Here is a 25,147-nt window from a genome sequence, read left to right as displayed (position 1 = left end):
CGGTTATCCTGTGCTGGATGGCCGAGGAGAGCAAGGGCGTGTGGAGCAGGCGGGTGCTTGTGGTGGAGGACCACGCCCTCATGCGCTCCCTGGTCGCCGACGCGTTCCGTCAGCGGGGGTTCGAGGCGACTGCCGCCGCGTCGGCTCCGGAGGCGCTCGCGGCCCTCGACCAGGCCGACCCCGACCTCCTCGTCACCGACATCGACCTGGGGGAGCGCCCGAACGGCGTCGAGCTCGCGACCATCGTCCGGGAGCGTGCGCCCCACGTCGCCGTCCTCTTCCTGAGCAACCTGTCGCGCGAGGCCGCCGCCGCCCGCGCCAAGGACACCGTCGCGGACGCTTCGTACGTCAACAAGTCCGCCGTGGAGTCCGTCGACGAACTGGTGGATGCCGCCGAGGCCGTGCTCGCCGACCGTCCCGTTTCGCACGACCGGCCCGGGAGCCAGCGCCGCGACGCGCTGCTCCGTCTCAGCGAGGCCCAGCTCGAGACCGCGCGGCTGCTGGCCGCAGGGCTCACCAACGCCGAGATCGCCCGCCGTCGCGGCATCTCCGTGCGGGCGGTCGAGAAGAGCGTCGAACGCGTCTTCCACGCCCTCGGCCTCTCGGCGGGGGAGAGCACGACGCCCCGGGTCGCGGCGGCCACGCTGTACGTCACGACCTTCGGCGATCCTACGTCCGGCCTATGACCGGCCTCGCCCAGGTGCGCGCACGCCGGCTGCTCGCGCGGGCCACGGGCCGGTCGGCCATCACCGTCTGGACCTGGGCGATCACGGCGCCCTTCGCGCTGACCGTCATGTCGGGGCTCCAGTACGTGCGCGGCGGTCCGGGCGCCGTGCTGGCCCTCTCGATCACCCAGCACGTCGTCGTCGGGCTGCTGCTCGCCGCGGGCTGGGGCGTGCTGCGGGTCACGCCGCCGCGGATCCGCGTCGTCACCGTGTTCGTGCTGTTCGCCGCCATCGGGGTGCTGCGGCCCCTGATCTTCCTCGGGGTCGGGCGGGTGCTCGACATCACGGTCGAGACGGGCGACCTCGGCGGCCGGATCGGCATCAACGTCGTCACGACCGTGACGATCTTCACCCTCATCGCCGTCGCGGTCGACCTCGTGCGCGACCATCTCGGCGTCTACCGGCGTCTGCGCGCGGCACAGCGCGCGTCCGAGCTCGACGCGGAACGCGCGGCCCTGCGCGTCAGCAGCCTCCGGCACGCGGCCGTCGACGACGTGCTCGCCGAGATCGAGCGCGCAGCCGCGATCGCCGACGCACCGCTGCCGCCGCGCGAGGCTGCCCGCGTGCTGCGCGGGCTCGCGACGGACGTCGTGCGGCCGGTCAGCCACTGGCTGTACGAGAACGACGACACCGCGCCGGCGGGTGACGCCGAGGCCCTGCCGGTGCGGTGGCGCGACTGGGTCGGCTCCGTGCTGGGCGGGATGCAGCCCGCGCCGCCCCTCCTGCTCGCCGTGCTCTTCGCAGCGCTCGTCACGCCGTTCGGGCTGTCGCAGTACGGGCCGCTGCAGTGCCTGCCGGCCGTCGTGGGCGGCCTGGTCGTCGTCGGGGCGGGCAACCTCGTGGTCTCCCGCGTCGCCGAGCGCACGGCCCGGCCGTATCGGGGGATCGTCCTCGTCGCCGGGTACCTCGTCGTCGGAGTGGCGCTGTCATTGACGACAGATGCGGCCATCCGGGTGCAGGGACTGCACCCCCACTTCATCTGGTTCGAGGCGGGCACCTACCCCCTGATCGCCCTCGGCGTGGCGCTGGTCGTCTCGCTCTCGGCGCGCATCCGGCTCGACCAGCAGGGGCTCGAGGCCGCCGTGCAGGCGAGCGTGTTCGACGCCGCACGGCTGCGCGCCGACTACGACCACCAGCGCGCCGCCTTCGCCCGCGTGCTCCACTCGGGCGTGCAGTCCGAGCTGATCGCGGCCGCTCTGGCACTCGGCGCGGGAGGCGGGGACGACGCGTCGGGCGAGCTGCGGAGCGTGGTCGACCGCATCCGCACGGAGCTGCTCGCCCCGCCGGCCGCGCCCGATCCAGAGACCCGCGTGCGCGCGCTCGTGGAGAGCTGGCGGTCGGCCATCGCGCTGCAGGCGAGCGTGGCGCCGGACGCCTGGGACCGCCTGCGCGAGCCGGCGCGCTGCGAGGCCGTGGTCGACGCCATCTCGGAGGGACTCGCCAATGCCGTCCGCCACGGCGACGGCGGCCCGGTGACCCTGGACGTCCGCTCTGCATCCCCCGCGGGGGTCGCCGTCGTCGTGTCCTCCGGTGGGACCCTCTCGACGGCCTCGCCCGGGATCGGTCTCCGGCAGCTCGCCGAGCAGGGGACGGTGGAGCTGAGGGAGCTCGACGGGCGGGTCGAGCTCGCCGTCGTCGTCCCCTGATCCCGTCGTACCAGCCGTACCCGGGCCGGGGATGCCCGTCGGGCGGGGTTAGATTCTGTCGGTCGGAGCCCCGCATCCGTGTACGGAAAGCCGGGGCGCTTCTGCGCGACCCGAACGCGCGGGATGCGCCCCAGCAGCGGGCCTGCGCGAAAGAATCCGGAATCCATTCGTCTGCATTGATAGAACGTTCAGGCGAAATGGGGTAGAAAGGATCGGGTACGCCCCCGCCCCCTGCCCCACAGGAAGACCAGCTTGCCCCGTTCCACTGCCTCCACGCGGCCCCGCCGCGGATCTCGCGCACCCCTCGTTGTGGACGTCGAGCAGCAGTCGGAACTCACGGCGGACCCGGTCGAGGACTTCACCCGCGGTGAGCACCTGACCGCAGCGGAGGAGCCCGCGGAACAGGTCTTCGGCAGCCGTCGCGCCCGTCTCGAGGCGGAGCGCTCGCGTCCGCGCAAGCGGGAGCGGATCGTCGTCAAGCCGACCACCGCCCCACGCGACGTCGCGAAGAAGTCCGCCGCGCGCGCCGCGGCCGCGAACACCGGCGGTGGCGTCGCCCGCCGACTGCGCGGGACCGGGCGCCCCGGAGAGCACCGTCGCCGCGGCTTCCACGTCGTCGTCATGCTCGCCCTGACCGCCTTCTTCGGCACCGCCGCGCTGCCGGCCTACGCGACCACCAGCGAGGGCTCGGCCATCGGCACCGCCCGCACCGCCCTCGCGGTGCAGACCCTCACCGGCGGCAACACCGACGCGGTCCAGGTCGTCGCGCGCGACGGCATGGACATCCAGGAGAGCCCGCAGGCGCTCGACTCGACCATGAACTCCACCGTCTCGCCGACCGTCCAGGCGCTCGCCATCCAGCTGATGGGCGCCGTGTCGTCGGGCCGGCTCGTCGGGTCCACGCCGAACCACCTCCCGGAGATCGCGAACCTGGCGGAGGGCAAGGCCGTCCCGGGCTGCGGCATCGACTACCGCGTGCTGCAGACCATCTCCTTCGCTCTGGCGCACTTCAGCCAGGTGGGCATCTCGGACATCAACCGCCGCTGCACCGGCCAGATCGAGGGCGCCGGAACCGAGTCGGCGCACTACGCCGACGGCGGCGGTCACGCCCTCGACTTCTACCTGCTCAACGGCTCGCCCCTCACCGGTGGCGACGCGAAGTCCATCGAACTGATCCAGCTGCTCGACCCGATCGTCCCGGCCGGTACCGGCCTCGGTCAGATCGGCTGCCGCGCCTCGATCTCGCTCGACAACTTCAAGCCGTTCGACGACACGTGCAACCACGTGCACATCGACTTCCTCAACTCGCAGGGCACCACGATCAAGTACTGATCGGGGGCCGCCCGGCCGCCGTCCACAGCCCGCTCATAGGCGTGACCTGGAGTCTGCCCATCGCTGCGCGGATAGTGGAAGGCATGGACCAGAACCCGAGCCTCTCCCGTCGCGCCCTCATCACGGGAGGCGGTGTGGTCGTAGTCGGGATCGCGTCCGCGCTCGTCGTGGCCTCGCGCTCGACGGCGGGCTCGAACCCCTCTCCGACGGCCACACCCTCCGCGGCCGGTCCGACGATGCGCACCTTCCACTCGACCGACCTCACCGTGCCCGCGGTGTCGACGGTGAAGACGGGCACCACGGCGGCGGGGCTGGTGTTCGTGACGCAGCAGGTGTCGGGATTCAACGGGCTGATCATGGACGACGACGGCGAGCCGGTCTGGATCGAGCCGACGAAGGCCAACGTGACCGACCTGCGGGTCCAGTCGTACGGCGGTGCCTCGGTGCTCACCTACTGGACCGGGAAGAGCACGGGCGGTCACGGCGCCGGGACGGGTGTCATCCTGGACACGTCGTACGCGCAGGTCGCGACGGTCTCCGCGGGCGGCGGCCTGGATGCGGATCTGCACGAGTTCAACCTCACCGATCGCGGCACCGCGCTCATCACGGTCTACGAGACGGTCCCGGCCGACCTCAGCTCCATCGGCGGCCCGAAGCAGGGCTACATGTACGACTGCCGGGCGCAGGAGATCGACGTCGCGACCGGAGCGGTGCTGCTGGACTGGAAGGCCAGCGACCACATCCCCGTCTCCGAGACGTATCTGGGGCTCAGCCAGGATGCCGGCCACGACGGGACGACGGCCGGACGCGCCTTCGATCCGTACCATCTCAACGCGGTCGACGACGCCGGCGATCGGCTGCTCGTCTCGTCCCGGCACACGCACACCGTCTACGCGATCGACCGTTCGACCGGAGAGGTGGCGTGGCGGTTCGGCGGCAAGAAGAGCGACATCGCCGTGCCCGATGGCGCGGTGTTCGCCTGGCAGCACGATGTGCGCGCGCAGGACGACGGCACCATCACCCTCTTCGACAACCATCTCTACTCGAGCAGCGCCGGAGGGGCCTCCCGCGGACTCGCGTTCCGCGTCGACGAGACGGCGAAGACGGCGACGCTCGCCCAGGAGTACGCCACCGCCGGCCATCTCGGCACCGCGATGGGGAGCACCCAGGTCCTTCCGGGCGGGAACGTGCTCGTCGGGTGGGGCACCGACCCGGCCGTCACCGAGTTCACGGCCGCGGGCGATGTGGTCTGGGAGGCCACCCTCGGCGCGATCTCCTACCGGGCGGCGCGCAACGAGTGGGCGGCGCATCCCGCTTCCGCTCCGGACGTCGCGGCGAAGGCGGAGTCCGGAGGGGCCCGCGTCTACGCGAGCTGGAACGGCGCGACGGAGGTGGCCGCCTGGCGCGTGCTCGCCGCCACGACCGGCGACCCGAGGGCCGTCGGTCAGGTGACGCGCTCCGGGTTCGAGACGTCGCTGCTCGTGCCGGCGGCGGCCACGGTGGCCGTGCAGGCCCTGGATGCCGGCGGCACGGTGCTCGGGACGTCGAAGACCGTCACGGTCTGAGCGCGGCCGGCGCGCGGACTCAGCCGAACAGGTTCAGCGCCGCCCACTGCAGCAGGATGACCGTCTTGCCGTCGGCGATGCGGCCGTCGGCGATCATCGCGAGGGCGTCGTCGTAGGGGACGACGACCGGCTCGATCTCCTCGCCCTCGGCCTCCACTCCGCCGCCGCCGTCGATGTCGGCCGGGCGGTAGGGCGCCGCGTAGAAGTGGACGCGTTCGGTCACCGAGCCGGGGCTCATGTAGAGGTCGAAGAGGTGCTCGAGCTCGCCGATGCGAACGCCGAGCTCCTCGGCGGCCTCGCGGCGGATCGCCTCGTCGGGCGCGTCGCCGTCGAGCAGGCCGGCGGCGGCCTCCACCAGCATCCCGTCGGGGTGGCCGTTGACGTAGACCGGGAAGCGGAACTGGCGGGTCAGCAGCACCGTGCGCGCCTCGGGGTCGTAGAGCAGCACGGTGGCTCCGTTGCCGCGGTCGTAGGTCTCGCGGGACTGCGTGGTCCAGGAGCCGTCGCGGCCGCGGTAGTCGAAGGTGGTGCGGCGCAGCACGTGCCAGCCGTCGGAGGTGACCTCGACGTCGCGCACGCGCACGTCCGCGTTGCCCGCGAGATCGCGCCCGGTCAGGTGGAGGCCGGTGCGCCCTCGGGCGTCCGCCCGGTCGTGTCCCACTCGCTCGTCCCGTGCATCCTGCTGATCGCTCACCTTCGCGAGCCTACCCGGCACCGAGGCGGCACGATGTGCCGCGAAAAGCGCCGAGCGGGCGGACTATTCGCCGTCTCGGGCGGCGTGCTCCTTGCGGAGCTTGCGGGCCGCGAGGACGACGCCCGCCTCGGCGTCTCGCGCCTTGACGATCGCGGCGTCGGACTTGAGCGGCAGGCTCAGCCCGTACTCCGCCTCCTCGCCGGCCAGGATCTCTCGCGCGCGCTCGACCTCCCGATCGAGCTCGGCGCCGAGGAGCAGCGCGACGTTGGCGATCCAGATCCAGAGCAGGAAGACGATGATGCCGGCGAGTGCGCCGTACGTCTTGTCGTAGCTGCCGAAGTTGGCGACGTAGAACGCGAACCCGGTCGACGCGATCCCGATCACGACGATCGCGGCGATGGCCCCGGTCGTGAGCCAGCGCAGGCGCGGGTAGCGCACGTTGGGCGACACCCCGTAGAGCAGGGCGACGAGCACCACCAGCGCCGCGACCACGATCGGCCAGCGCAGGATCGACCACGCCGTCTGCGCGGCGTCCCCGAGCCCGATCGCGTCGCCGATCGCCTGCGCGATGGGGCCGGAGACGACCAGCAGGATCGCGACGATGGCCACGAGGGCGAGGGCGGCGATGGTGACGAGGAGCTGCGCGGGACGCAGGGCGAACGTCGTGCGGCCCTCCTCCACGTGGTAGACGCGGTTGAGGGCGCGACCGAAGCCGCCGACGTACCCGGAGGCCGACCACACGGAGCCGACGATGCCGATGGCCAGGGCGATCCCGGTCGCCGGGGATTCGGCCAGCGCCTCGATCGGGCCGCGCACGACGTCGAGCATCCCCGGCGCCAGCTGGTTCACCATCCCGAACAGTGCGTCGATGCCGGTCTTGCTCTGACCGACCAGGCCCAGGATGCTGACGAGCGCGATCATGGCCGGGAACAGCGACAGCACGCCGAAGTAGGTGAGACCGGCGGCGAGGTCGGTGCAGGCGTCGCGGGAGAAGCGGCGGAGCGTGCCCTTCAGGATGAAGCCCCAGGGGAGCCTGACCCAGGGGACCCTGGGGCGCTCAGCCGTCACGCCGGCGCTTCCGGATGAGCAGAGTCGCGATGCCCGCCGTGGCCGCGAGCACGCCGAGGAGCACGCTGCCGGCGGCGACCGGGTGCGAGCGGATCTGGATGCGCGGGTTGAAGGTCGCGAAGAGGTCGTCGAGGGTGCGCGCGAGCTCGCTGCGGGTGACCTCGAGGTCGAGCTGGATGGTGTTCATCCCGGCGCCCCTCGGGAGGGGCGGGCGGGTGGTGGTCGGCGCGGTCACGGCTGCTCCCCCTTCAGGGCGTGTGCGTCGGCCCGCAGTTCGGAGCCGAGGTCGTCGGGGATCGGCGGCACGCCGCGCTTGAGGCTGGCGCGGCCGATCAGGGCGGCGATGATCGCGAGCACGATGAGGATGCCCGCGACGATCAGGGCGGCGAGCCAGGCCGGCACGATGAGGGCGAACCCGAGCACCGCGGCGGTCACCAGCACGCAGAGGGCGAAGAAGACGAAGACCAGCGCGCCGACGAGCAGGCCGGCGCCGATCCCGGCTGCCTTGGCCTTCGCCGACATCTCGGCCTTGAAGAGGGCGAGCTCGGAGCTGACGAGCCGCTTCAGCTGCGCGACCAGATCCCGGGTCAACTCGGGCAGGGGGCGCAGCCCGCGCGTCGTGCGCCGACGCTCTCGGGGGATGGCGGACCCCGCCGTGGGGGCTCCGGTGCTCGTGTTGTCGTGACTCATCCTGTGCCGTCTCACCTTTCGCGTGTACCTGGACCGTACCCCGATGGGATGGTGCACACTAGGGACATGAGCGGCAACGACTCCCTCGGGCGTGGCGGCGTGCTGGTCGCGGTGGTCGCCGGGCAGCCGGTGGCGGTGCTCGAGCAGGCGGCCCGTCTGGCCGGCGATCTCGGGGTGCCGTTGGTGTGCGCCACGGTCGACCCGAACCGGTATCTCGTCTCGAACTACGTCGACGGCACGGTCGTCGCCCTGCCGTACGACCCCGATCTACCGGAGGCGGCCGAGGAGGAGTTCGACGCCGAGCTGGAGGAGCGCGTCCGGGCCGTGCTCAAGGGTCGCGGGGTCCCGTTCGGCTTCAAGCAGCTCGCGGGCGACCCCGCGTGGGCGCTGACCAGGCTCGCCGACGAGGTGGACGCGCGCTACATCGTCGTCGGCACGCGCGAAGCGGGCCTGCGCGGGAGCCTACGCGAGTTCTTCAACGGGTCGGTCGCCGTGCACCTGGCGCACCGCCAGCACCGGCCGGTGATCGTCGTGCCGCTGGCCCCGGTCGCGGGTGCCGAGTCCCTGCCGTGGGAAGACCCCACGGAGAAGTGACGCCGCGCCCTCCCGTTCCCGTCCACCTCCACTGGCGCTCCGTGCTGCTCGTGTTCGTGGGCGGAGCGCTCGGCACGACCGTGCGCTACCTGATCTCCGGCGCCGTCCCTTCGGTGTACGGCCTCCCTCTCGCGACGTTCGGGATCAACGTGGTGGGCGCGTTCGTGCTGGGCTGGCTGCTCGAGGCGCTCGCCCTCCGCGGGCCGGACGAGGGCCGCCGCCGCGCGGTGCGCCTCTTCGTGGGCACCGGGATCCTGGGCGGCTTCACGACGTACAGCGCGTTCGCCGTCGACACGGATGGGCTGTTCGTGGCGCAGAACGTCGGCGGCAGCATCCTCTACGCCGTCGCCACGATCGCCGTGGGTGCACTCGCGTCCCTGGCCGGCATCGCCCTCGGCGCCGCCCTCGGACGCCGCCGAGCGGGCCGTCTTCGGCGCGATGGGGACGCCTCGTGACACCCCTCCTGGTGCTCGCCGTCGCCGTGGCGGGCGGCCTCGGCGCCGTCGCGCGCCTCGTGCTCGACGGCGTCACGCGCAGCCTGGTGCGGGTGAACTTCCCGCTCGGCACCACGGTCATCAACGTGACGGGTTCGTTCCTGCTCGGACTCGTCACCGGGCTGGCACTCGCGAACGGGCTGCCCGCGGAGTGGCGCGCCGTCCTCGGCACCGGGTTCCTCGGCGGGTACACGACCTTCAGCACGGCCAGCTTCGAGACCGTGCGGCTGGCACAGCAGCGCCGCTACCGGGCGGCGGCGTTCAACGGCGTCGGGATGCTGCTGCTCGCGCTCGCCGCGGCCGGGCTCGGCCTGTGGGTCGGGCAGCTCTGACGGGAGGCGACGGGGCGCACCGGCAGTCTCGCTCCCCGGCGCTCACTCGTCGCCGGCGTCTTGCTCCATCCACCACTCGGTGAACTCCTGCGCGCGCCCGTCGGGTGCCAGCAGGATGATCCAGAGATTGCTGTAAGTGGGGCCGTCCCGGTAGTCGGTGACGCCCTCCACGAAGTACTGGGGGCCGTCCTGCCCGACCACCCGCCACTCGAACGCCGCCGCGCCGGGCTCGTCGCGGGCGTCGAGCCAGCCCTCGACGATCTCGATGTGGCCGTCCCACGGCTCGGCGAAGGGTTCGGTGCGGTAGCTCGCGTCCTCGGTGAAGAGCGCCCGGATGTCGTCCGGGTCGTTCGACTCCCATGCGCGTCGGTAGTCGTCGATCCAGCTGGTGATCGCGTCGGCCATGACCCCGTTATACGCCTTGCCCGCACCGGCCCACCAGCCTGGTGCGCGGCCGGCCGATACGATATGCGCCATGGATCCGCTGTTCGAGGACTGGGTGCCGTTCAACACCGCTGTCGCGGGCGCGGGCGCGGCCCTCGGCGGCCTGCTCATCGTGGCGCTGTCGGTGAACATCAAGCAGATCGCCGAGTCGCGCGGACTGGCCGCGCGGGCAGGTGCGTCCATCGCCTCCCTCATCCTGGGCGTCGTGCTCTGCTGCCTCGCTCTCATCCCGGGCCAGGAGCCGGTCGGCTACGCGATCCAGGTGCTGGTCGGCGGGCTCGCGGTCGCCGTGGTGGCCGCCCTCGCCGCGCGGGCGATCCGCCACGACGAGACGCGGGCCGGCTTCCATCAGTACGACGCGTCGCAGATCGTCCCGTTCGTGATCCCGGTGCTGACCTACCTCGCCGGGGGTGTGCTCCTGCTGATCGCGCAGCCGGCCGTCGGGCTCGTCGTCGTGGCGGCGGCGAGCATCCTGGCGATCGTCGCCACGGTGCTGTTCTCGTGGGTGGCGCTGATCGAAGTGCTGCGCTGACGCCTCAGGGGCGGCTCAGCGCAGCGCGAACGGCGGCGTCTCGACGCCGGGGGTGAGCGCCTCCGCCGGGTCGGAGCCGAGCGCGACGATGCGGTTGCGCTCGTCGACGTGCACCACGCGAGGCACATACGAGCGGGCCTCGGTGTCGTCCATCTGCCCGTAGGCCATGACGATCACCAGGTCGCCGACGTGGGCGAGGTGCGCGGCCGCACCGTTCACGCCGATCACTCCGCTGCCGCGCTCGCCCGGGATGAGGTACGTCTCGAACCGGTTGCCGTTGGCGATGTCGACGACGGAGACCTGCTGACCGGGCAGGAGGTCGGCGGCGTCGAGGAGGTCCTGGTCGACGGTGAGGGAGCCGACGTAGTGCAAGTCGGCGTGGGTCACGGTCGCGCGGTGGATCTTGGACGTGAACATGGTGCGGAGCATGCGGGCCTCTCTCAGGCGGTCGCGAGGGTGAGCTGCGGCAGGGCGGCCACGAGCGCGGCCAGCTCGGGCACGTCGGTGGCTTCGGCGAGGGCGCGCTCGAGAGCGGCGTCGTGCACCGGGCGTGCGGTGTCGAGCAGCGCGTGGCCCGGCCGGGTCAGCTCGGTGTAGATGCCGCGGCGGTCGTCGAGACAGTCGACCCGGGTGAGCAGGCCGCGCTCCTCGAGCCGGTTGACGAGGCGGGTGGTGGCGCTGGGGCTGAGGGCGCTCGCGCGGGCCAGCTGCTGCATGCGCATGTGCCAGCCGTCCTGGCGGTTGAGGGCGTCCAGCACCGTGTACTCGACCACGGAGAGCCCGGCGTCGCGGGTCAGGGCGCGTTCGAGCTCGGTCTCGATGAAGTTGTGCAGCGCGGCGAGCGTGCGCCAGCCCTGCGCGCGCACCTCGACGGCGTCGTCTCCGATCCCCACGGGGTCTCCTGTCTGGTCGCGCAGAGGCGCCGGGGTTGCGCAAAGTAATTGCGCGTGCAACTATTTATAGCGCGTCTGCAAGTAACAGGATAACGCGCTCACCCCATCCACCCCCTCACTCACGGAGTCTTCACATGCCTGCTGGCCTGATCGCCCTCGCCCTCGGCGGATTCGGCATCGGCTTGACCGAGTTCGTCATCGCCGGGCTGCTGCCCGAGGTGGCCGCCGACTTCCACGTCGACGAGGCCGCCGCCGGCTGGCTCATCTCCGGCTACGCGCTCGCCGTGGCCGTCGGCGCCATCGCCCTGACCGCCGCAGCGACCCGCATCCCGCGCAAGGCCGCCCTCCTCGGGCTGATGGTGCTGTTCATCGTCGGCAACCTCCTCTCGGCCCTCGCCCCGACCTACGCGATGATGCTCGGGGGACGCGTCGTCGCCGCGCTCTGCCACGGTGCCTTCTTCGGCATCGGCTCGGTCGTCGCGGCCGGGCTCGTCGGGCCCGAGAAGCGCGCCCGCGCCATCGCGATCATGTTCACCGGCCTGACCGCCGCCAACGTGCTCGGAGTGCCCCTCGGGACGCTGCTCGGACAGGCGGCGGGGTGGCGCTCCACCTTCTGGGCGATCACCGGCATCGGCGTCATCGCCCTGGTCGGCGTGGCCGTCCTGGTGCCCCGCGAAGCCGCGGACTCCGGCGCCACCAGCCTGCGCCGTGAGCTGAGCGCCTTCCGCTCCGGGCAGGTGTGGCTTTCCCTCGTGGCCACCGTGCTCGGCTTCGGCGGGATGTTCGGCGCCTTCACGTACATCGCCTACACGCTCACCGGCGTCTCGGGCTTCGCGGCCGGCGCCGTGCCGTGGCTGCTCATCCTGTTCGGCCTCGGGCTCTTCGCGGGCAACTGGGTCGGCGGGCGCCTCGCCGACCGGTCGATCGACCGGACGCTGCTCGTGCTGCTCGCCGTGCTCGCGGTGGTGCTGGTGGGCTTCGCGCTCGTCGCCGGGATGCCCGTCCCCGCCGTGATCGCGCTGGTGCTGATGGGCGCCGCCGGCTTCGCCACCGTCCCCGCGCTGCAGCTGCGGGTGCTGACCTACGCCGACCACGCGCCGACCCTGGCGTCGGGCGCGAACATCGCCGCCTTCAACGTCGGCAACGCGATCGGCGCCTGGCTCGGCGGTCTCACGATCGCGGCCGGGCTGGGCTACACCTCGCCGCTCTGGGTCGGTGCCGCCATGACCGTGGGGGCGCTCATCGTCGTGGCGCTGGCCGCCGGGGCGGCCCGGTCGGCAGCGCGACGCGGGGGAGCGGTGTCCGACGGGGTTTCCGATGTGAAGCTTCCGGTCTAGTAGACGGAGGCGTACACTCTCGCTTGTCCCGAACGAACCGGACACCAGAAGTATCTGAAGCGTGACGATCAGGGGGTGATCGTGATGGTTGATGTGGCTGAGGAGCTGCTCCCGTCACGCCTGCGCCTCCGCGTCCTGCTCGGTTCGATGATCGGCGGCGCAGCTCTGGTCGGTCTCGGCCTGCTGTTCGGCGGTGGGTCCGCGCACGCCGACGAGGCCGCGCCTCCGCCGCCCGCCGCCTCCTCCGGTCTCGGCGGAGTCGTGACGGGACTGACGAGCGGCCTCGGCCAGACGGTCGGCGCGGTCACCTCGAGTGTCGCCCCGGTCCTTCCGGAGCCGGTCAAGGAGGTCGTCTCGGCCGTCGTGACGCCCGTCACCTCGGCGGTCTCCGGCATCGCGGACTCCGCGCCCGTGACCGCCGTCGTCCAGCCCGTCGCCACGACGGTGGACACGGTCGTCACCTCGACGCCGGTCGTCGGCGACGTCGTGACCGGTCTGCTGGGGAGCACCCCGGTTCAGTCCGTCACCACACCGGTCACCGGTCTCGTCGATCAGACGGTCTCGGGTGTCGCGGGCGTGGTCACCGACACCGTCACCCCGCTCGCACCGGGTGCCTCCGAGCCCCCGGTCGTCTCGCAGCCGCCCGCCGGCAGCGGGGTCGACGGGCCGGCCGTCAACGCACCGGCCGCGACCTCCGCATCCGTCTTCGCCGCGGCTCCCGCAGCCACGTTCGATCTGCCGATCGGCTTCGCTGCCGCCGGCTCGTCGGGCCTCGGCATCGCCGGATCGGCGCTCATCGGCGGCTCCGCAGCGAGTGCGCCCGCAGACCCGTCGTCCCCTGTTCCCGGATACCCGGGCGGGGGCGGCCAGGCGCCGCCGCCCGGTGTGCCCTCGGGCAGTGCCGGTGCCGGCTCGACCTCGGCAGGCGGTGGCGGCGTCGCGCTCTCGGCCGTCGCCGACGGCATCGCCCTGCCTACATGCGCCCTGGGCGGCGCGACCAGCGCTTCAATGGACGACCGCATCCCGGCGTCCCCCGTCGCCGACCACGACACCAGCCCCGACTGAGTGGGTCCCGTCTGCCTGCGGGCAGAACGCGACCATGCCTCCCACGCGGAGGCGACATCACTCATTCGAAAGGCTGAACCATGAACAAGTACGTCTCGCGAGGGTTGTGGATCACCCTCTGCACCGGCGGCCTGTGGCTGGCGGGGACGGCGGCGGCGAACGCCGCTGAGGCCCCCACCGCCGACAGCGCCGGCTCCGGCACCCAAGCGGTGGTCGGACTCTCCGTCCCGGTCACGATCTCCGGCAACGGGATCTCGGTCCTGGGCGACTCGTCCTCGGCCGGGGCGACGACGAGCGCTCCGGCGCCCGCCGCGGCTCCGTCCGTGACGATCGACCCGTCCGCCATCGGCGGCGTCCTCGACGGCACGCAGGCCGTCGCCGACGTCTCGGTGCCGGTCACGGTCACCGGGAACGCGATCAGCGTGGCCGGCGATGCCGGCAGCGACCAGTCGCAGACGGCTCCGGCCGCGCCTGCCGCGGCCCCGGCGCCGACGGCGACCACGACCGATTCGTCTGGTGACGGCGGCCTGCTCGGCGACGTGCAGGCGCCGGTGAACGCGGCCGTCCCCGTGACGGTCGGCGGCAACGCGATCAGCGTGCTGGGCGACTCGTCGTCGTCCGGTTCGACCGCGACCGCCCCGGCGGCGGCTCCCGGCGCGACGGTGACGTCGACCGGAGGCGGCTCGGACGACGGACTGCTGGGCGGCCTGCTCGGCGACGTGCAGGCCCCGGTGGATGCCGCGGTCCCGGTGACGGTCGGCGGCAACGCGATCAGCGTGCTGGGCGACTCGTCGTCGACCGGCTCGCAGACCTCCGCTCCGGCGGCGGGAGCCGGCACCACGGTGACGAGCGACCCGGCCTCCGGCTCGGGCGACAGCGGCCTCCTGGGCGGTCTGCTCGGCAACGTGCAGGCGCCGGTGAATGCGGCACTGCCCGTGACCGCGGGCGGCAACGCGATCAGCGTGCTGGGCGACTCCACCACGGCGGGGTCGACGACCTCGGCGCCGGCGACGGGCTCGGGCACCACGGTGGCGAGCGGCTCGGGCTCCGGCTCGGGTGACTCCGGCCTCCTGGGCGGCCTGCTCGGCGACGTGCAGGCTCCCGTGAACGCGGGAGTCCCCGTGACCGCGGGCGGCAACGCGATCAGCGTGGTCGGCGACTCCTCGTCGACCGGCTCCTCCACCACCGCCCCGGCGGGGTCCGGTACCGGCACCACCGCCACCAGCGGCGGGACCGGCACCGGAACGGACGGCGGACTGCTCGGCGGCCTGACCGGCGGCGTCCAGCTGCCGATCAACGCCGGTGTCCCCGTGACGGCCGGCGGCAACGCGGTGAGCGTCGTGGGCGACTCGTCCAGCGGCGGCTCCACGGTGACGGCGCCCACCACGGGCGGCGGCACCACCGTCACCGGCGGAACCGGCACGGGTGACTCCGGCACCGGCCTCCTCGGCGGTCTGCTCCCCGTCGAGCTGCCGATCGGGCTGGATGTGCCCGTGACGGTCGGCGGCAACGCGATCAGCGTCATCGGCGACAGTGGCACGACCGGGTCGACCACGACCCCGACGACGCCGACCACCCCGACCACTCCCACCACTCCCACCACGCCCACCACGCCGACGACTCCGGTCGTCCCGGGTGACGGCGGCAACGGAACCGGCACGGGCACCGGCACGACGACGGCTTCGGTCGGCGCCGTGATGGCGCTCGGCTCCGGCGGTTCGGCGATGCTCGCCTCGACCGGCTCGAACGAACTGGCCCTGGGCGCGCTCGCCGCGCTCCTGGCGCTCTTCGGAGTGCTGGCGCTCTTCACGGCGGCCAGCCGCGAACGGCGGCACCACCGCACGCGCTAGTCGCGTGCGAACGGCGCGCGGGCCGTCGGTCGATCCCGGTCGACGGCCCGCTTCGCCATGCCCGCCGTGAGGCGTGGTCTCGCCCGCGAATGCATCTTTCCGCCGCGCGGCCCGACCACTACGGTGTGAGGCATGATGAGCCTGAGACCCGCCCGCGCCGCCCTCGCCCTCGCCGCTGTCGCCGCGATCGTCGCCCTCACCGGGTGTTCGTCGCCCGGTTCGTCCTTCACCGGCACCTGGGGGTCGTCGGCAGCGGGACAGCCGAACCTGACGATCAAGGATGACGGCACCTTCAGCGGCAACGACGGCTGCAACGACATGTCGGGCAAGGGGACGGTGAGCGGCGACACGTTCACCTTCGGTCCCTTCGCCTCGACCCTCAAGGCGTGCGACGGTGTGAACCCCTGGCTCAGCCGGGCGAACACGGCGAAGATCTCCGGCGGCGACCTCGTCGTCTACGCGAACGGTGGAGAGAAGGTCGGCACGCTCGCCAAGGGCTGAGCGTGCCGACCGGGGAGTGAGAGGGCGCCCCGCGGGGAGTTGGGGGGATCCGCCAGGCGGGACGCCCTCTCGGCCCGGTCAGAACCCGATGGGTCTGCCGGGGGTCAATGGTTCGTCGGTGATGACGAAGGGTTCGCCGTCGTTGTGCTCGAGCTCGCGGCGCTCGACCTCGGCGAGGAGCGCTTTGGTGAGCATCTCGGACCAGCTGCTGTCTCGCTCGGCGAACGAGGTGGCCCGGTACACGGACCGGGCGCGATTGCGCAGGGCGTCGGTCAGATAGAACGTGATGGTCGTGCGGCGGCGCGACCCCGCAGGGCTGCCGACCGCGCTGGGCTGGGCGTGAAACGGCGAGGTGTCGGGAGGCTTGCGCCGACGGGCTGAGGAGCTCTCATCGGAGGGTCGGCTCATGAAGACCTCACAGAATATCAGTAGGTGATAATCGATCTTCTATATTCTAACCGGCGGACACCGGCGAGCACACTATTTAGACCCTCCTATGCATGCATTGTCAGCGCGAGAGGCGCTCGACGATGGAGCCGAAGAGCTCGGGCCGCGCCGCGGCGGTCGGCACGATGCGGGGCCGGAATCGCGAGCGCGCCGCGATCACCAGGGCCGAGGTCAGCATCCGGAAATCGCGGGTCGTCGCCCGCCACGCCCGCTCGTACTGCTCGGTGTCGCCCGCGCGCACGGCGGCGACGGCGGCCCGCGCCTGCGCGAAGCCGACGCGCATCCCCTCGCCCGTGAGGGCGTCCACGTACCCGGATGCGTCGCCGGCGAGCAGCGTGCGCCCGGACGACCGCGATCGGGCGCGCTGCAGCAGGGGGCCGGCGCCGCGCAGCGAGCCGATCGTCCCGACGCCGGTGAGCCGGGAGGCGAGCCCCGGCAGCGACGCGAGCACGGCCTCCTGATCCAGCGGCCGCCGCCCCAGCACGGCGACGCCGACCGTGCGCTCGTCCACCGGGGTGACGTAGGCCTCGGCGACCGGGGACCAGTGCACCTCCACCAGATCGCTCCACGGCTCGACCGCGTAGTGCCGCCGGACGCCGAACCGGCGCCGGGCCTCGGCCTGCGGGCGCCGCTCGAGTCCGAGCAGCCGGCGCATGGGGGAGTGGAGGCCGTCGGCCGCGATCGCCCAGGGAGCCTCGAGCGACCCGCCGTCGGCGAGTTCGAGCCGCACGCGGTCGCCGCTGTGGGAGACACCCGTGACCCGGCCCTCGGCCCTCCGTGCGCCCAGCGACTCGGCGCGCTCGGCGAGGGCGGCGTGGAGGACCGTTCGCCGCACTCCGCGCCCCGGGCGCTCGGCGAACCGGTGCTCGACGCGCGCGTCGCGATCGATGTACGCGATCCCGGCCAGCGGGCGACCGGCGGGATCGACGCCGATCCGGTGCAGGGCCGCGAGCGCGCCCGGCATGAGCCCCTCCCCGCACGCCTTGTCGATGGGGCCGCTGCGCGGTTCGACGACGAGCACGTCCATCCCGTCGAGCCGCGCCTCGATCGCGCACGCCAGCCCCACCGGGCCGGCGCCGACGACGATCAGGTCGGGGGCTGTCATGCCCGTGCGGGGGCGACGGTCGCCAGGGCGCGGTTCTCGCAGGGGATGCGCACGGCCAGCAGCAGCACCGCGTTCAGCACGGTGAAGGCGAGCGCGGTGATCCACGCGGTGTGCACGAGGGGGAGGGCGAACCCCTCCACCACGACGGCGATGTAATTGGGATGCTTCAGCCAGCGGTACGGGCCGCCCGCGACGAGCGGGAGGTCGCGCACGATGATGACCCGCGTGTTCCAGCGCGGACCGAGGGCGGTGATGCACCACCAGCGCAGCGCCTGGCTGGCGAGCACCAGCGCGAACATCGGCCAGCCGAGCCAGGGGAGGAACGGGCGGTCGCCGAACCACACCTCGGCCAGGCAGGCGAGCAGCAGGCCCGTGTGGAGGGCGACCATCGGCGGGAAGTGCCCGCGGCCGAACTCCACCCCGCCGCGGGCGAACGACCAGCGGGCGTTGCGGGCGGAGACGACCAGCTCGGCGATGCGCTCGCCGCCGGTCGCCAGCACGAGCAGTGTGTACCAGATCACGACGCCGCCCGGATCACGCGGCCGCGCCGATCGCCGCGGGGGCCTGCGCAGCGCCGGCCGCCCAGCGCAGCAGCACGAGCTCGCTCGTCACGCCGGGGCCGAGGGCGAAGAGCAACCCGACCGTCCCGGGTTCGTGGGCGTCCAGCTGCTCGGCGAGCACGTGCAGCACGGCCGCCGACGACAGGTTGCCGACGCGGGCCAGCGACCGCCAGCTCGCGTCCAAGGCTCCTTCGGGCAGGTCGAGCGCTTGCGCGAACGCCTCCAGCACCTTCGGGCCGCCGGGATGCGCGGCCCAGGCCCCCACGTCGGAGACGTCGAGGCCGTGCGCGGCGAGGATCCCACGGGCATCCCCCGCGAAATTGCGCTCGATCACGTCGGGCACGCCCGCGCTCAGGACGATGCGGAAACCGGTGCCGCCGATGTCCCAGCCGATGACATCGGCGGTGTCGGGGTAGATGTGGCTGCGGGTGTCCACCACCTCGGGGCCTGGGAGACCCAGAGCCTCGGCCCGCTCGTCGCCGACCATCACGACCGCCGCGGCGCCGTCGCCGAAGAGGCCGCTGGCGACGATGTTCGCCATCGAGTCGTCGCTGGCCTGCACCGTGAGGGAGCAGAGCTCCACCGACAGCAGCACGGCGACCTCCCCGGGATGACCGGCCAGATAGTCGTGCACCCGGGCGATGCCCGCTGCGCCGGCGACGCAGCCGAGACCGAAGCTCGGCAGCCGTTTGACGTCGGGGCGCAGCCCGAGTCGCGCGACGAGTTGCGCGTCGATCGACGGGGCGGCGATGCCGGTCACCGAGGTGAAGAGCAGGAAGTCGACGTCGGCCGGTTCGAGCCCGGCCGAGGCGAGCGCCCCGGTGATGGCGCGCTCGGCCAGGGTCGTGCCCTCGGCGATGAAGAAGTCGTTCGACTCCTGGAACGACGCGATCGAGCTGTACCGCTCGAGCGGCATGACCAGACTGCGTGTCTCCACCCCGCTGGAGGCGTGGATGCGGCGCATCACGGCCTGGCGCTTCGGGTCCGGTGTGATCATCCCCAGAAGCGCGGTCGTGATCTCCTGCTGGGGGTAGCTGCGGGCCGGGAGCACCGGCGCCACCGACACGATTCGGCTCACAAGCGCAACGTACACCCCGTGGCTCCGTGCGCCACAGGGAGGGCACGGGGCAGTCTCCCCACTCCCGACATTCGGCACGAATGCGGTGTTAGCGGCGCCCATTCACGACATTCGGCACGAATGTGCCGGAGGGAGGAGCGAAGGGGAGCGGAGGGGAGGGGCGGCGCGTCAGGCCAGGACGGCGAGGGCGTCGATCTCGACGAGCATCTCCTCGCGCGGCAGGCCGGTGAAGACCGTGGTGCGGGCCGGGAGCACGCCGGACGCGACGCGCGCGCCGACGAACTCGCCGTACGCCTCGTTCATGAGGCCGAAGTCGTCGCGGGTGGTGAGGTAGACGCGCAGCATCATCACGTCGTCGAAAGTCGCGCCCCCGGCGGCGAGGATGGCCTCCACGTTCTGGAGGGTGCGGATCGTCTGCGCCTTCACGTCGCCCGGGTGCAGGTACTCGTTGGTGGCGGGATCGACCGGCCCCTGGCCGGAGACCTGGAGGAACGGTCCACGGCGGACGCCCTGCGAGAAGGTGTGGGCGGGCGCGGGCGCGTCGGTGGTGGAGAGGGCGATGCGGTCGGTCATGCGGAGCCTTTCGGTGCGGCGGGCGCGCTCGCGCCCGGCAGGGTGGCGGTCGGGATGCTGGAGGCGGGTGCTCCCAGCTCGGCGGAGATGCGCGCGGTCGCCGCGAGCAGCGACGGGAGGAGGCCGAGCACACCCTCGTAGGGCAGCACGACGTTCGGCACCGAGACCGAGACGGCTGCGGCGATGCGTCCGTCGGCTCCGAAGACCGGGGCGCCGACGCAGTTCATGAAGGTCTCGTGCTCCTCGTGGTCCTCGGCCCAGCCGCGGTCGGCGCTCCGGCGCACCTCGGCCACGAGCTCGGGGGCGCTGCCGATGGTGCGCTCGGTGTAGCGCTCGAACGGCACGGCGGAGACGACGCGATCGAGCTCCGCGGCATCCAGCGCGCCCAGCAGCACCTTGCCGACGGCGGTCGCGTGCAGGGCGGCGGGGAGGCCGACGCGGGAGTACATGCGCAGCGGCTGCCGCGACTCCACCTTGTCGATGTAGGTGACGACGCCGTCCTGGTAGGTCGCCAGGTGCACGGTCTGACCGGTTTCGGCGGCGAGCTCGCGCAGCGCGGGGCCCGCGGCGGTGCGCACGTCGCGGGCGTCGAGCGCGCTCTCGGCGAGGGCGAAGACCGCAGGGCCGAGGTGGTAGCGGTGGGAGCTGTCGCGCCCGACGAACCCGCGCTGCTCGAGGGTCTGCAGGAGGCGGAGGACCGTCGTCTTGTGCACACCGACCTCCTCGGCCAGGGCGTCCAGCGTCGCGATGCCGCGGGAGACGAGGTCGAGCACGTCGAGCGCGCGGGCGAGGGACTGACTCATGCGGACCTCCAGGGGATCTCGCCGGGATGCACGCGCCACCCGGCCCACTCGTCGCCGGCCGCGGCGATCGTCTCGCGCTCGGCCGCGGTCGGCACCGAGAGCGGCCGGTCGCCGTGGCCGATCAGGGTGAGCGCTGCCAGGGCGTGCCCGAGGCGCAGGGACGCCGCGTCGTCGCGTCCCTCGGCGAGGCCGGCGAGGAACCCGGCCGCGAACGCATCGCCCGCGCCGACCGGCTCCACGACCTCCACGGTCAGGCAGGGCACGTGCGTCGCGCGGCCGTCGCGGCGGTGCACGGAGGCGCGGTGCGCGTCCTCCTTGAGCACCACGGCGTCGAGGCGGGGGAAGGCGGCGAACAGGCGCGCCGGGTCGGTGTGGCCGTAGTGCGCCTGGGCCTCGTCGTGGCCGGCGAAGAGCAGGTCGGCCTGGGCGACGAGCGCGTCGAGCGGGGCGGTGTCGTGGTCGCGCCAGAGCCGGGGGCGGAAGTTGAGGTCGACGCTGATGAGCGTCTCCGGGCCGACGACCTCCCGGAGCCCGGCGGTCACCTCCGCGGCGCTCGGCGAGAGGGCCGCGGTGATGCCGCTGGTGTGGAGGTGGGAGGCGCGGCGCAGCAGGTCGGCGGCCGGAGCGGCGTGCAGCTGCGGCAGCTCCAGGGCGGAGGCTGCCGAGTCGCGGCGGTAGTAGTGCATCCGGGTCGCGACGCCGTCGGCGCCGGGCGTGGACTCCTTGATGTAGAGGCCGGTCGGGCGTTGTTCGTCGAGCTCGACGCCTTGCGTGTCGAGGCCGGCGTCCGCGGCGACGCGCAGGATGCGCTCGCCGAATCCGTCCGCGCCGAGGCGGGAGATCCACGCGGTCGGCAGGCCGAGCCGGGCGAGGGAGGTGGCGACGTTGAACTCGGCGCCGCCCACGTCGGAGCCGAAGGCCGTCGCCTCGGCGAGCGGGCGGTGCGCCTCGGGGTAGAGCACGACCATGGCCTCGCCGAGGGTGACGAGCAGGGGGGACGGCATTGCCCCTCCTCTCTGCGGTGGCTCTCGGTGGCTCTCGGCGCTCGCGCCGGTCTTGGCGGACGCCCAGAGGCATGCTAGAACAGAACGAGCACACACTGCAACGCGCGTTGCAAAATACGCAACGCAGCCGTTCAGCCCACCCGCATCCACGCCCCATCCCGGAGGACCGACGTGAGAGAGTACAAGGCCGTACCCCTCGGCTACGCCGCCGCCGATGTCGCCGCGCTCGGCGACGCGCGCCCCGCGCTCCGCGACTTCCCGACCCCGCTCGTCACCCTCAGCGAGAGCGCGGTCGCGCACAACCTCGCGACGATGGCGGAATGGTGCCGCACCGCGGGAGTCGGCCTCGCGCCGCACGGCAAGACCACGATGAGCCGCGAACTCTGGCAGCGCCAGCTCGACGCGGGCGCCTGGGGAATCACGGTGGCGACGCCGTGGCAGGCCTCCGTCGCGCTCGGCTGGGGCGTCCCACGGGTGCTGCTCGCGAACGCGCTCGTGCAGCCCGCGGCGCTGCGTGCCCTCGCTCCCGACACCGACCGGCTGACCGTCTGGGCCGACTCCCTGCGGGGCGTCGAGATCATGACGGAGTCGCTCGCGGGACTCGACCTCCCGGAGCCGCTCGCCGTGCTGGTCGAGCTGGGCGCTCCCGGCGGCCGCACCGGTGCGCGAACGGCGGACGAGGCGGTCGCGATCGCACGCGCCGTCGCCGCGTCGCCCGTGCTGCGGCTGGCCGGGGTAGCGGGCTACGAGGGTGCGCTCGCGCACGACGGGCGCCCGGAGTCGCTGGCGACCGTGCGCGGCTACCTCCAGGCGCTCGGCGAACTGCACGACGGCTTCGAAGCCGAGGGCCTGTACGCCGCCGGTGCGCCGGCGATCATCACGGCCGGGGGGAGCGCCTACTTCGACCTCGTCGCCGAGGTGCTCGCGCCCCGTCGCGACCTCGACGGCAGCGGTGGCCGCGTCGTCGACGTGCTGCTGCGCTCCGGCGCGTACATCACCCACGACGACGGCTTCTACAGCGTCATCACCCCGCTCGGCCGGGTGGGCGGCGGCGAGTTCCGCTCGGCCATCCACGGCTGGGCGACGGTCGTCTCGCGCCCCGAGCCGGGTCTCGCGCTCGTCGATGCGGGCAAGCGCGACTTCCCCTACGACGAGGGGATGCCCGTCCCGCAGGCGATCCGAGCCCTGGGGGCGGCGAGCGGCATCCCGCTCGACGGTGCCGTCGTCACCGCGATGAACGACCAGCACACCTTCGTGCGGCTGCCCTCCCACGCCCGCGTCGAGGTCGGCGACGTGATCCGCTTCGGCCTCTCGCACCCCTGCACGACCTTCGACAAGTGGCGCGCGCTCGCCGTCGTCGACGACGCGCTCGCCGCCGAGCCGCACGTCACCGGCCTGCTCGAGACCGCCTTCGGCTGAACGGACCCCGGATGCTCCTCGACACCCTCCGCCACGACCGCGCGCTCGCCGTCGTGCGCGCGCCCCGCATCGACGACCCGGCCGGGCTCTGCCGTGCGCTCGCCGCGGGCGGCATCCGCACGGTGGAGTTCACCTTCACGACTCCCGGCGTCGAAGACGTGATCGCCGAGGCGGCCGCGGGGGAGCACGACGCCCTCGTCGGGGCCGGCACGGTGACCGACGCGCGCACCGCCGAGGCGGCCATCGCCGCGGGCGCGCGCTTCCTGGTGACGCCCGGGCTCAGCGAGAGTGCGGCGGCCGTCGCACGGGAGGCGGGCGTGCCCATCCTGCTCGGCGCGCTCAGCCCCACCGAGGTGATGCGCGCGGTCGAGCTGGGCGCCGCCGCCGTGAAGGTCTTCCCGGCATCGCTCGTCGGCCCGCGCTACCTGCGCGATCTCGGCGGGCCGTTCCCCGGCACAGCGTTCGTGCCGTCCGGCGGCCTCGACGCCGGTAACGCGCGCGCGTGGATGGAAGCGGGCGCCCTCGCGGTGACCGCCGGTTCGAGCGTGGTGAGCGCGGCTGACATCGCCGCCGCCTCCTGGGCCGCCGTGACCGAGCGCGCGCGGGAGTTCGGCGCCGCCGCGACGGGCGCATGACCGGGCCGGCGCCGACGCTCCTCCGCGGAGCGCTGGTGCTCGACGGCACCGGACGGCCGGGGCGGACCGGGGACGTGCTCCTCGCCGAGGGACGCATCCAGCGGGCCGGCGGCCGGGTCGACGCACCCGGTGCACGGGTCGTCGACGCCGACGGTCTCGCCCTCGCTCCCGGTTTCATCGACATGCACGCCCACTCCGACCTCGCCGTGCTGACCGACCCGGTCCATTTGGCGAAGGTCTCGCAGGGGGTGACCACCGAGGTCGTCGGTCAGGACGGACTCTCGTACGCTCCCGCGACGCCCGCCGCGATCGAGGTACTCCGCGAGCAGCTCGCGGGCTGGAACGGCGTGCCGTCCGATCTCGCCCTCGGTTGGGAGACCGTCGGCGACTACCTCGCGGCCGTCGACGCCGCACGCCCCGCCGCCAACGTCGCCGCGCTCGTCCCGCAGGGCACCGTGCGGTTGGACGTCGTCGGTGCCGTCGACCGCCCCGCCGCCGACGCGGAGATCGCGGCGATGCGCGCCCTCGTCGACCGCGGGATGCGGGACGGCGCGTTCGGGATGTCGTCCGGCCTCACCTACGTGCCCGGGATGTTCGCCGGCACGGATGAGCTCGTCGCCCTCTGCGAGGTGGTCGCGGCCCACGGCGGTGTCTACGTGCCGCACCAGCGCTCCTACGGCGCGGGGGCGCTGGAGGCGTACGCCGAGATGATCGAGGTGGCCCGCCGGTCCGGGGTCGCCCTGCACCTCGCGCACGCCACGATGAACTTCGGCGTCAACCGCGGGCGCGCGGGCGAACTCGTCGCGCTGCTGGATGCGGCTCTGGCCTCCGGTGTCGACCTCACCTTCGACACCTACCCGTACCTCCCGGGCTCGACGACCCTCGCCGCGCTCCTGCCGTCGTGGGCCGCGGCAGGCGGCCCTGCCGCCACACTCGACCGCCTGCGCGACCCCGCCTCCCGGGCGCGCATCGCGTACGAGCTCGATGTGGTCGGAACCGACGGCTGCCACGGCGTCCCCGTGGAGTGGGAGACCATCGAGATCTCGGGCGTGCGCGATCCCGCGCTCTCCGGCCGGGTCGGGCACACCGTCGCCGCCCTCGCCGCCGAGACCGGGAGGCCGGCGTCCACGATCGCCCTCGAGCTGCTGGTGGCCGACCGGCTGGGCACCGGCATCCTGCAGCACGTCGGCGACGAGGCCAACGTGCGCACGATGATGGCGCACCCGCGGCACACGGGCGGCAGCGACGGCATCCTGGTCGGCGACAAGCCGCATCCCCGTGCCTGGGGCACCTTCCCGCGCTACCTCGGCCACTACGTGCGCGAGGAGAACGTGCTGCGCCTCGAGGACGCGATCGTGCACCTCTCCGCGCGCCCGGCGGCCCTGCTCGGACTCACCGACCGCGGTCGCATCGCTCCCGGTATGGTCGCCGACCTCGTGCTCTTCGACCCGGCGACCGTGGCCGACCGCGCGACGTTCGCCGAGCCGCGGCAACAGGCGGCCGGCATCCCGTGGGTGTTCGTGGCGGGCGAGGCGGTCATCGCCGACGGGCGGCGGACCGAGGCCCGCCCGGGCCGCGCGCTACGCCACCCTAACGCCATTAAAGCATGTAATATTTGACACCGTCGCGACATCCTGAGATGTTGGTCGCATGTCGCCTCCGACAGCAATGACCGCGTGATCACCGCCCTCCCGTTGAAAGACGGCGGATCCTTCTGCAGTTAGGCAGCCGATGGAACAAAAGCCGCGGGATGTCCGCCTC

29 protein-coding genes are annotated in these 25,147 nt (G+C 73.1%); 15 read left to right on the top strand and 14 right to left on the bottom strand.

Translation table 11 applies throughout. The features are described from left to right. Positions 1–17 precede the first annotated feature (17 nt). The 4 genes from FHX33_RS11085 to FHX33_RS11070 all read left to right on the top strand — a co-directional run bounded on the left by FHX33_RS11085 (position 18) and on the right by FHX33_RS11070 (position 5,268). Positions 18–686: a response regulator transcription factor gene (locus tag FHX33_RS11085; protein WP_021765789.1), complete on the top strand. Its 669-nt coding sequence runs from the start codon at positions 18–20 to the stop codon at positions 684–686. After that, a complete protein-coding gene (locus FHX33_RS11080; protein WP_183428509.1) occupies positions 683–2,371 on the top strand; it encodes a hypothetical protein in 1,689 nt (562 codons plus the stop codon). The genes FHX33_RS11085 and FHX33_RS11080 overlap by 4 nt, the downstream gene beginning before the upstream one ends. A gap of 252 nt (positions 2,372–2,623) precedes the next feature. Continuing rightward, complete coding sequence (locus tag FHX33_RS11075; protein ID WP_246397254.1) at positions 2,624–3,703, top strand: hypothetical protein; 1,080 nt, start codon at positions 2,624–2,626, stop codon at positions 3,701–3,703. Between the two features lie 83 nt (positions 3,704–3,786). After that, on the top strand, positions 3,787–5,268 hold the full coding sequence (locus FHX33_RS11070) for an arylsulfotransferase family protein (protein ID WP_183428508.1): 1,482 nt from the start codon (positions 3,787–3,789) through the stop codon (positions 5,266–5,268). Between the two features lie 19 nt (positions 5,269–5,287). On the opposite strand, the gene FHX33_RS11065 is transcribed toward FHX33_RS11070, so the two are convergent. From FHX33_RS11065 to FHX33_RS11050, 4 genes are all read right to left on the bottom strand, one after another. Beyond that, positions 5,288–5,962, bottom strand: coding sequence for an NUDIX domain-containing protein (locus FHX33_RS11065; protein WP_051336893.1), 675 nt, complete (start codon positions 5,960–5,962; stop codon positions 5,288–5,290). A gap of 63 nt (positions 5,963–6,025) precedes the next feature. Beyond that, positions 6,026–7,030 carry a YihY/virulence factor BrkB family protein gene (locus tag FHX33_RS11060; protein ID WP_021757633.1) on the bottom strand — a complete coding sequence of 335 codons (1,005 nt, stop codon included), beginning with the start codon at positions 7,028–7,030 and terminating at the stop codon, positions 6,026–6,028. Beyond that, positions 7,020–7,217 (bottom strand): DUF3618 domain-containing protein, encoded by a 198-nt coding sequence (locus tag FHX33_RS11055; RefSeq protein WP_021757634.1) that lies wholly within the window; start codon positions 7,215–7,217, stop codon positions 7,020–7,022. Before FHX33_RS11055 ends, FHX33_RS11060 begins: the two co-directional genes overlap by 11 nt. Before the next feature lie 44 nt (positions 7,218–7,261). Beyond that, positions 7,262–7,720: a phage holin family protein gene (locus FHX33_RS11050; protein ID WP_021757635.1), complete on the bottom strand. Its 459-nt coding sequence runs from the start codon at positions 7,718–7,720 to the stop codon at positions 7,262–7,264. Positions 7,721–7,786: 66 nt separating this feature from the next. On the opposite strand from FHX33_RS11050, the gene FHX33_RS11045 reads away from it, so the two are divergent. Genes FHX33_RS11045 through crcB form a run of 3 tightly spaced genes read left to right on the top strand, consistent with a single transcriptional unit; the run spans position 7,787 to position 9,140 of the window. Continuing rightward, the gene (locus FHX33_RS11045; RefSeq protein ID WP_039920961.1) at positions 7,787–8,314 is read left to right on the top strand and encodes a universal stress protein; all 528 of its coding nucleotides are present in this window, start codon (positions 7,787–7,789) and stop codon (positions 8,312–8,314) included. Positions 8,315–8,355: 41 nt separating this feature from the next. After that, complete coding sequence (locus FHX33_RS11040) at positions 8,356–8,769, top strand: fluoride efflux transporter FluC (protein WP_021757637.1); 414 nt, start codon at positions 8,356–8,358, stop codon at positions 8,767–8,769. Next, complete coding sequence (gene crcB, locus FHX33_RS11035) at positions 8,766–9,140, top strand: fluoride efflux transporter CrcB (protein ID WP_021757638.1); 375 nt, start codon at positions 8,766–8,768, stop codon at positions 9,138–9,140. The genes FHX33_RS11040 and crcB overlap by 4 nt, the downstream gene beginning before the upstream one ends. A 42-nt stretch (positions 9,141–9,182) precedes the next feature. On the opposite strand, the gene FHX33_RS11030 is transcribed toward crcB, so the two are convergent. Then, the gene (locus FHX33_RS11030; protein ID WP_021757639.1) at positions 9,183–9,545 is read right to left on the bottom strand and encodes a nuclear transport factor 2 family protein; all 363 of its coding nucleotides are present in this window, start codon (positions 9,543–9,545) and stop codon (positions 9,183–9,185) included. 70 nt (positions 9,546–9,615) lie between these two features. Here FHX33_RS11030 and FHX33_RS11025 point away from each other — a divergent pair, with 70 nt between their 5' ends. After that, complete coding sequence (locus FHX33_RS11025) at positions 9,616–10,116, top strand: hypothetical protein (RefSeq protein ID WP_021757640.1); 501 nt, start codon at positions 9,616–9,618, stop codon at positions 10,114–10,116. Positions 10,117–10,131: 15 nt separating this feature from the next. Here FHX33_RS11025 and panD read toward each other — a convergent pair whose 3' ends face one another. Beyond that, positions 10,132–10,545, bottom strand: a complete 414-nt coding sequence (gene panD, locus FHX33_RS11020) for an aspartate 1-decarboxylase (protein ID WP_021757641.1) — start codon at positions 10,543–10,545, stop codon at positions 10,132–10,134. A gap of 11 nt (positions 10,546–10,556) precedes the next feature. Beyond that, entirely contained in the window at positions 10,557–11,009 is a 453-nt protein-coding gene (locus tag FHX33_RS11015; protein WP_021757642.1) for a MarR family winged helix-turn-helix transcriptional regulator, read from the bottom strand. A gap of 134 nt (positions 11,010–11,143) precedes the next feature. On the opposite strand from FHX33_RS11015, the gene FHX33_RS11010 reads away from it, so the two are divergent. The 4 genes from FHX33_RS11010 (at position 11,144) to FHX33_RS10995 (ending at position 15,762) form a co-directional block, all read left to right on the top strand. Further along, entirely contained in the window at positions 11,144–12,346 is a 1,203-nt protein-coding gene (locus tag FHX33_RS11010; RefSeq protein WP_021757643.1) for an MFS transporter, read from the top strand. Between the two features lie 84 nt (positions 12,347–12,430). Continuing rightward, the gene (locus FHX33_RS11005) at positions 12,431–13,411 is read left to right on the top strand and encodes a hypothetical protein (protein ID WP_183428507.1); all 981 of its coding nucleotides are present in this window, start codon (positions 12,431–12,433) and stop codon (positions 13,409–13,411) included. 80 nt (positions 13,412–13,491) lie between these two features. After that, positions 13,492–15,261, top strand: coding sequence for a hypothetical protein (locus FHX33_RS11000; RefSeq protein WP_246397252.1), 1,770 nt, complete (start codon positions 13,492–13,494; stop codon positions 15,259–15,261). Positions 15,262–15,393: 132 nt separating this feature from the next. After that, on the top strand, positions 15,394–15,762 hold the full coding sequence (locus FHX33_RS10995) for an META domain-containing protein (protein WP_021763356.1): 369 nt from the start codon (positions 15,394–15,396) through the stop codon (positions 15,760–15,762). 78 nt (positions 15,763–15,840) lie between these two features. Here FHX33_RS10995 and FHX33_RS10990 read toward each other — a convergent pair whose 3' ends face one another. From FHX33_RS10990 to FHX33_RS10960, 7 genes are all read right to left on the bottom strand, one after another. Continuing rightward, the gene (locus FHX33_RS10990; protein WP_021763355.1) at positions 15,841–16,170 is read right to left on the bottom strand and encodes a ParB family protein; all 330 of its coding nucleotides are present in this window, start codon (positions 16,168–16,170) and stop codon (positions 15,841–15,843) included. 100 nt (positions 16,171–16,270) lie between these two features. Beyond that, positions 16,271–17,314 carry an NAD(P)/FAD-dependent oxidoreductase gene (locus tag FHX33_RS10985; RefSeq protein ID WP_183428506.1) on the bottom strand — a complete coding sequence of 348 codons (1,044 nt, stop codon included), beginning with the start codon at positions 17,312–17,314 and terminating at the stop codon, positions 16,271–16,273. Further along, entirely contained in the window at positions 17,311–17,835 is a 525-nt protein-coding gene (locus FHX33_RS10980) for an isoprenylcysteine carboxyl methyltransferase family protein (protein WP_021765248.1), read from the bottom strand. The genes FHX33_RS10985 and FHX33_RS10980 overlap by 4 nt, the downstream gene beginning before the upstream one ends. A gap of 13 nt (positions 17,836–17,848) precedes the next feature. Then, positions 17,849–18,952 carry a 3-oxoacyl-[acyl-carrier-protein] synthase III C-terminal domain-containing protein gene (locus FHX33_RS10975; RefSeq protein WP_183428505.1) on the bottom strand — a complete coding sequence of 368 codons (1,104 nt, stop codon included), beginning with the start codon at positions 18,950–18,952 and terminating at the stop codon, positions 17,849–17,851. Between the two features lie 168 nt (positions 18,953–19,120). Continuing rightward, on the bottom strand, positions 19,121–19,525 hold the full coding sequence (locus FHX33_RS10970; protein ID WP_021765137.1) for a RidA family protein: 405 nt from the start codon (positions 19,523–19,525) through the stop codon (positions 19,121–19,123). Further along, positions 19,522–20,328, bottom strand: coding sequence for an IclR family transcriptional regulator (locus FHX33_RS10965; RefSeq protein WP_021765136.1), 807 nt, complete (start codon positions 20,326–20,328; stop codon positions 19,522–19,524). Before FHX33_RS10965 ends, FHX33_RS10970 begins: the two co-directional genes overlap by 4 nt. After that, positions 20,325–21,332 (bottom strand): sugar kinase, encoded by a 1,008-nt coding sequence (locus FHX33_RS10960; protein ID WP_183428504.1) that lies wholly within the window; start codon positions 21,330–21,332, stop codon positions 20,325–20,327. The genes FHX33_RS10965 and FHX33_RS10960 overlap by 4 nt, the downstream gene beginning before the upstream one ends. 171 nt (positions 21,333–21,503) lie before the next feature. On the opposite strand from FHX33_RS10960, the gene FHX33_RS22130 reads away from it, so the two are divergent. Genes FHX33_RS22130 through FHX33_RS10945 form a run of 3 tightly spaced genes read left to right on the top strand, consistent with a single transcriptional unit; the run spans position 21,504 to position 25,005 of the window. Then, positions 21,504–22,751, top strand: a complete 1,248-nt coding sequence (locus FHX33_RS22130; protein ID WP_183428503.1) for an alanine racemase — start codon at positions 21,504–21,506, stop codon at positions 22,749–22,751. Between the two features lie 11 nt (positions 22,752–22,762). Beyond that, complete coding sequence (locus tag FHX33_RS10950; RefSeq protein ID WP_183428502.1) at positions 22,763–23,386, top strand: bifunctional 4-hydroxy-2-oxoglutarate aldolase/2-dehydro-3-deoxy-phosphogluconate aldolase; 624 nt, start codon at positions 22,763–22,765, stop codon at positions 23,384–23,386. Beyond that, positions 23,383–25,005: an N-acyl-D-amino-acid deacylase family protein gene (locus FHX33_RS10945; protein WP_183428501.1), complete on the top strand. Its 1,623-nt coding sequence runs from the start codon at positions 23,383–23,385 to the stop codon at positions 25,003–25,005. The genes FHX33_RS10950 and FHX33_RS10945 overlap by 4 nt, the downstream gene beginning before the upstream one ends. Positions 25,006–25,147: the final 142 nt, after the last annotated feature.

It is taken from the genome of Leifsonia aquatica (assembly GCF_014190775.1).
In the GTDB taxonomy this organism is placed as follows: Bacteria; Actinomycetota; Actinomycetes; order Actinomycetales; family Microbacteriaceae; genus Leifsonia; species Leifsonia aquatica.
This window is presented reverse-complemented; position numbering and strand designations above follow the sequence as displayed.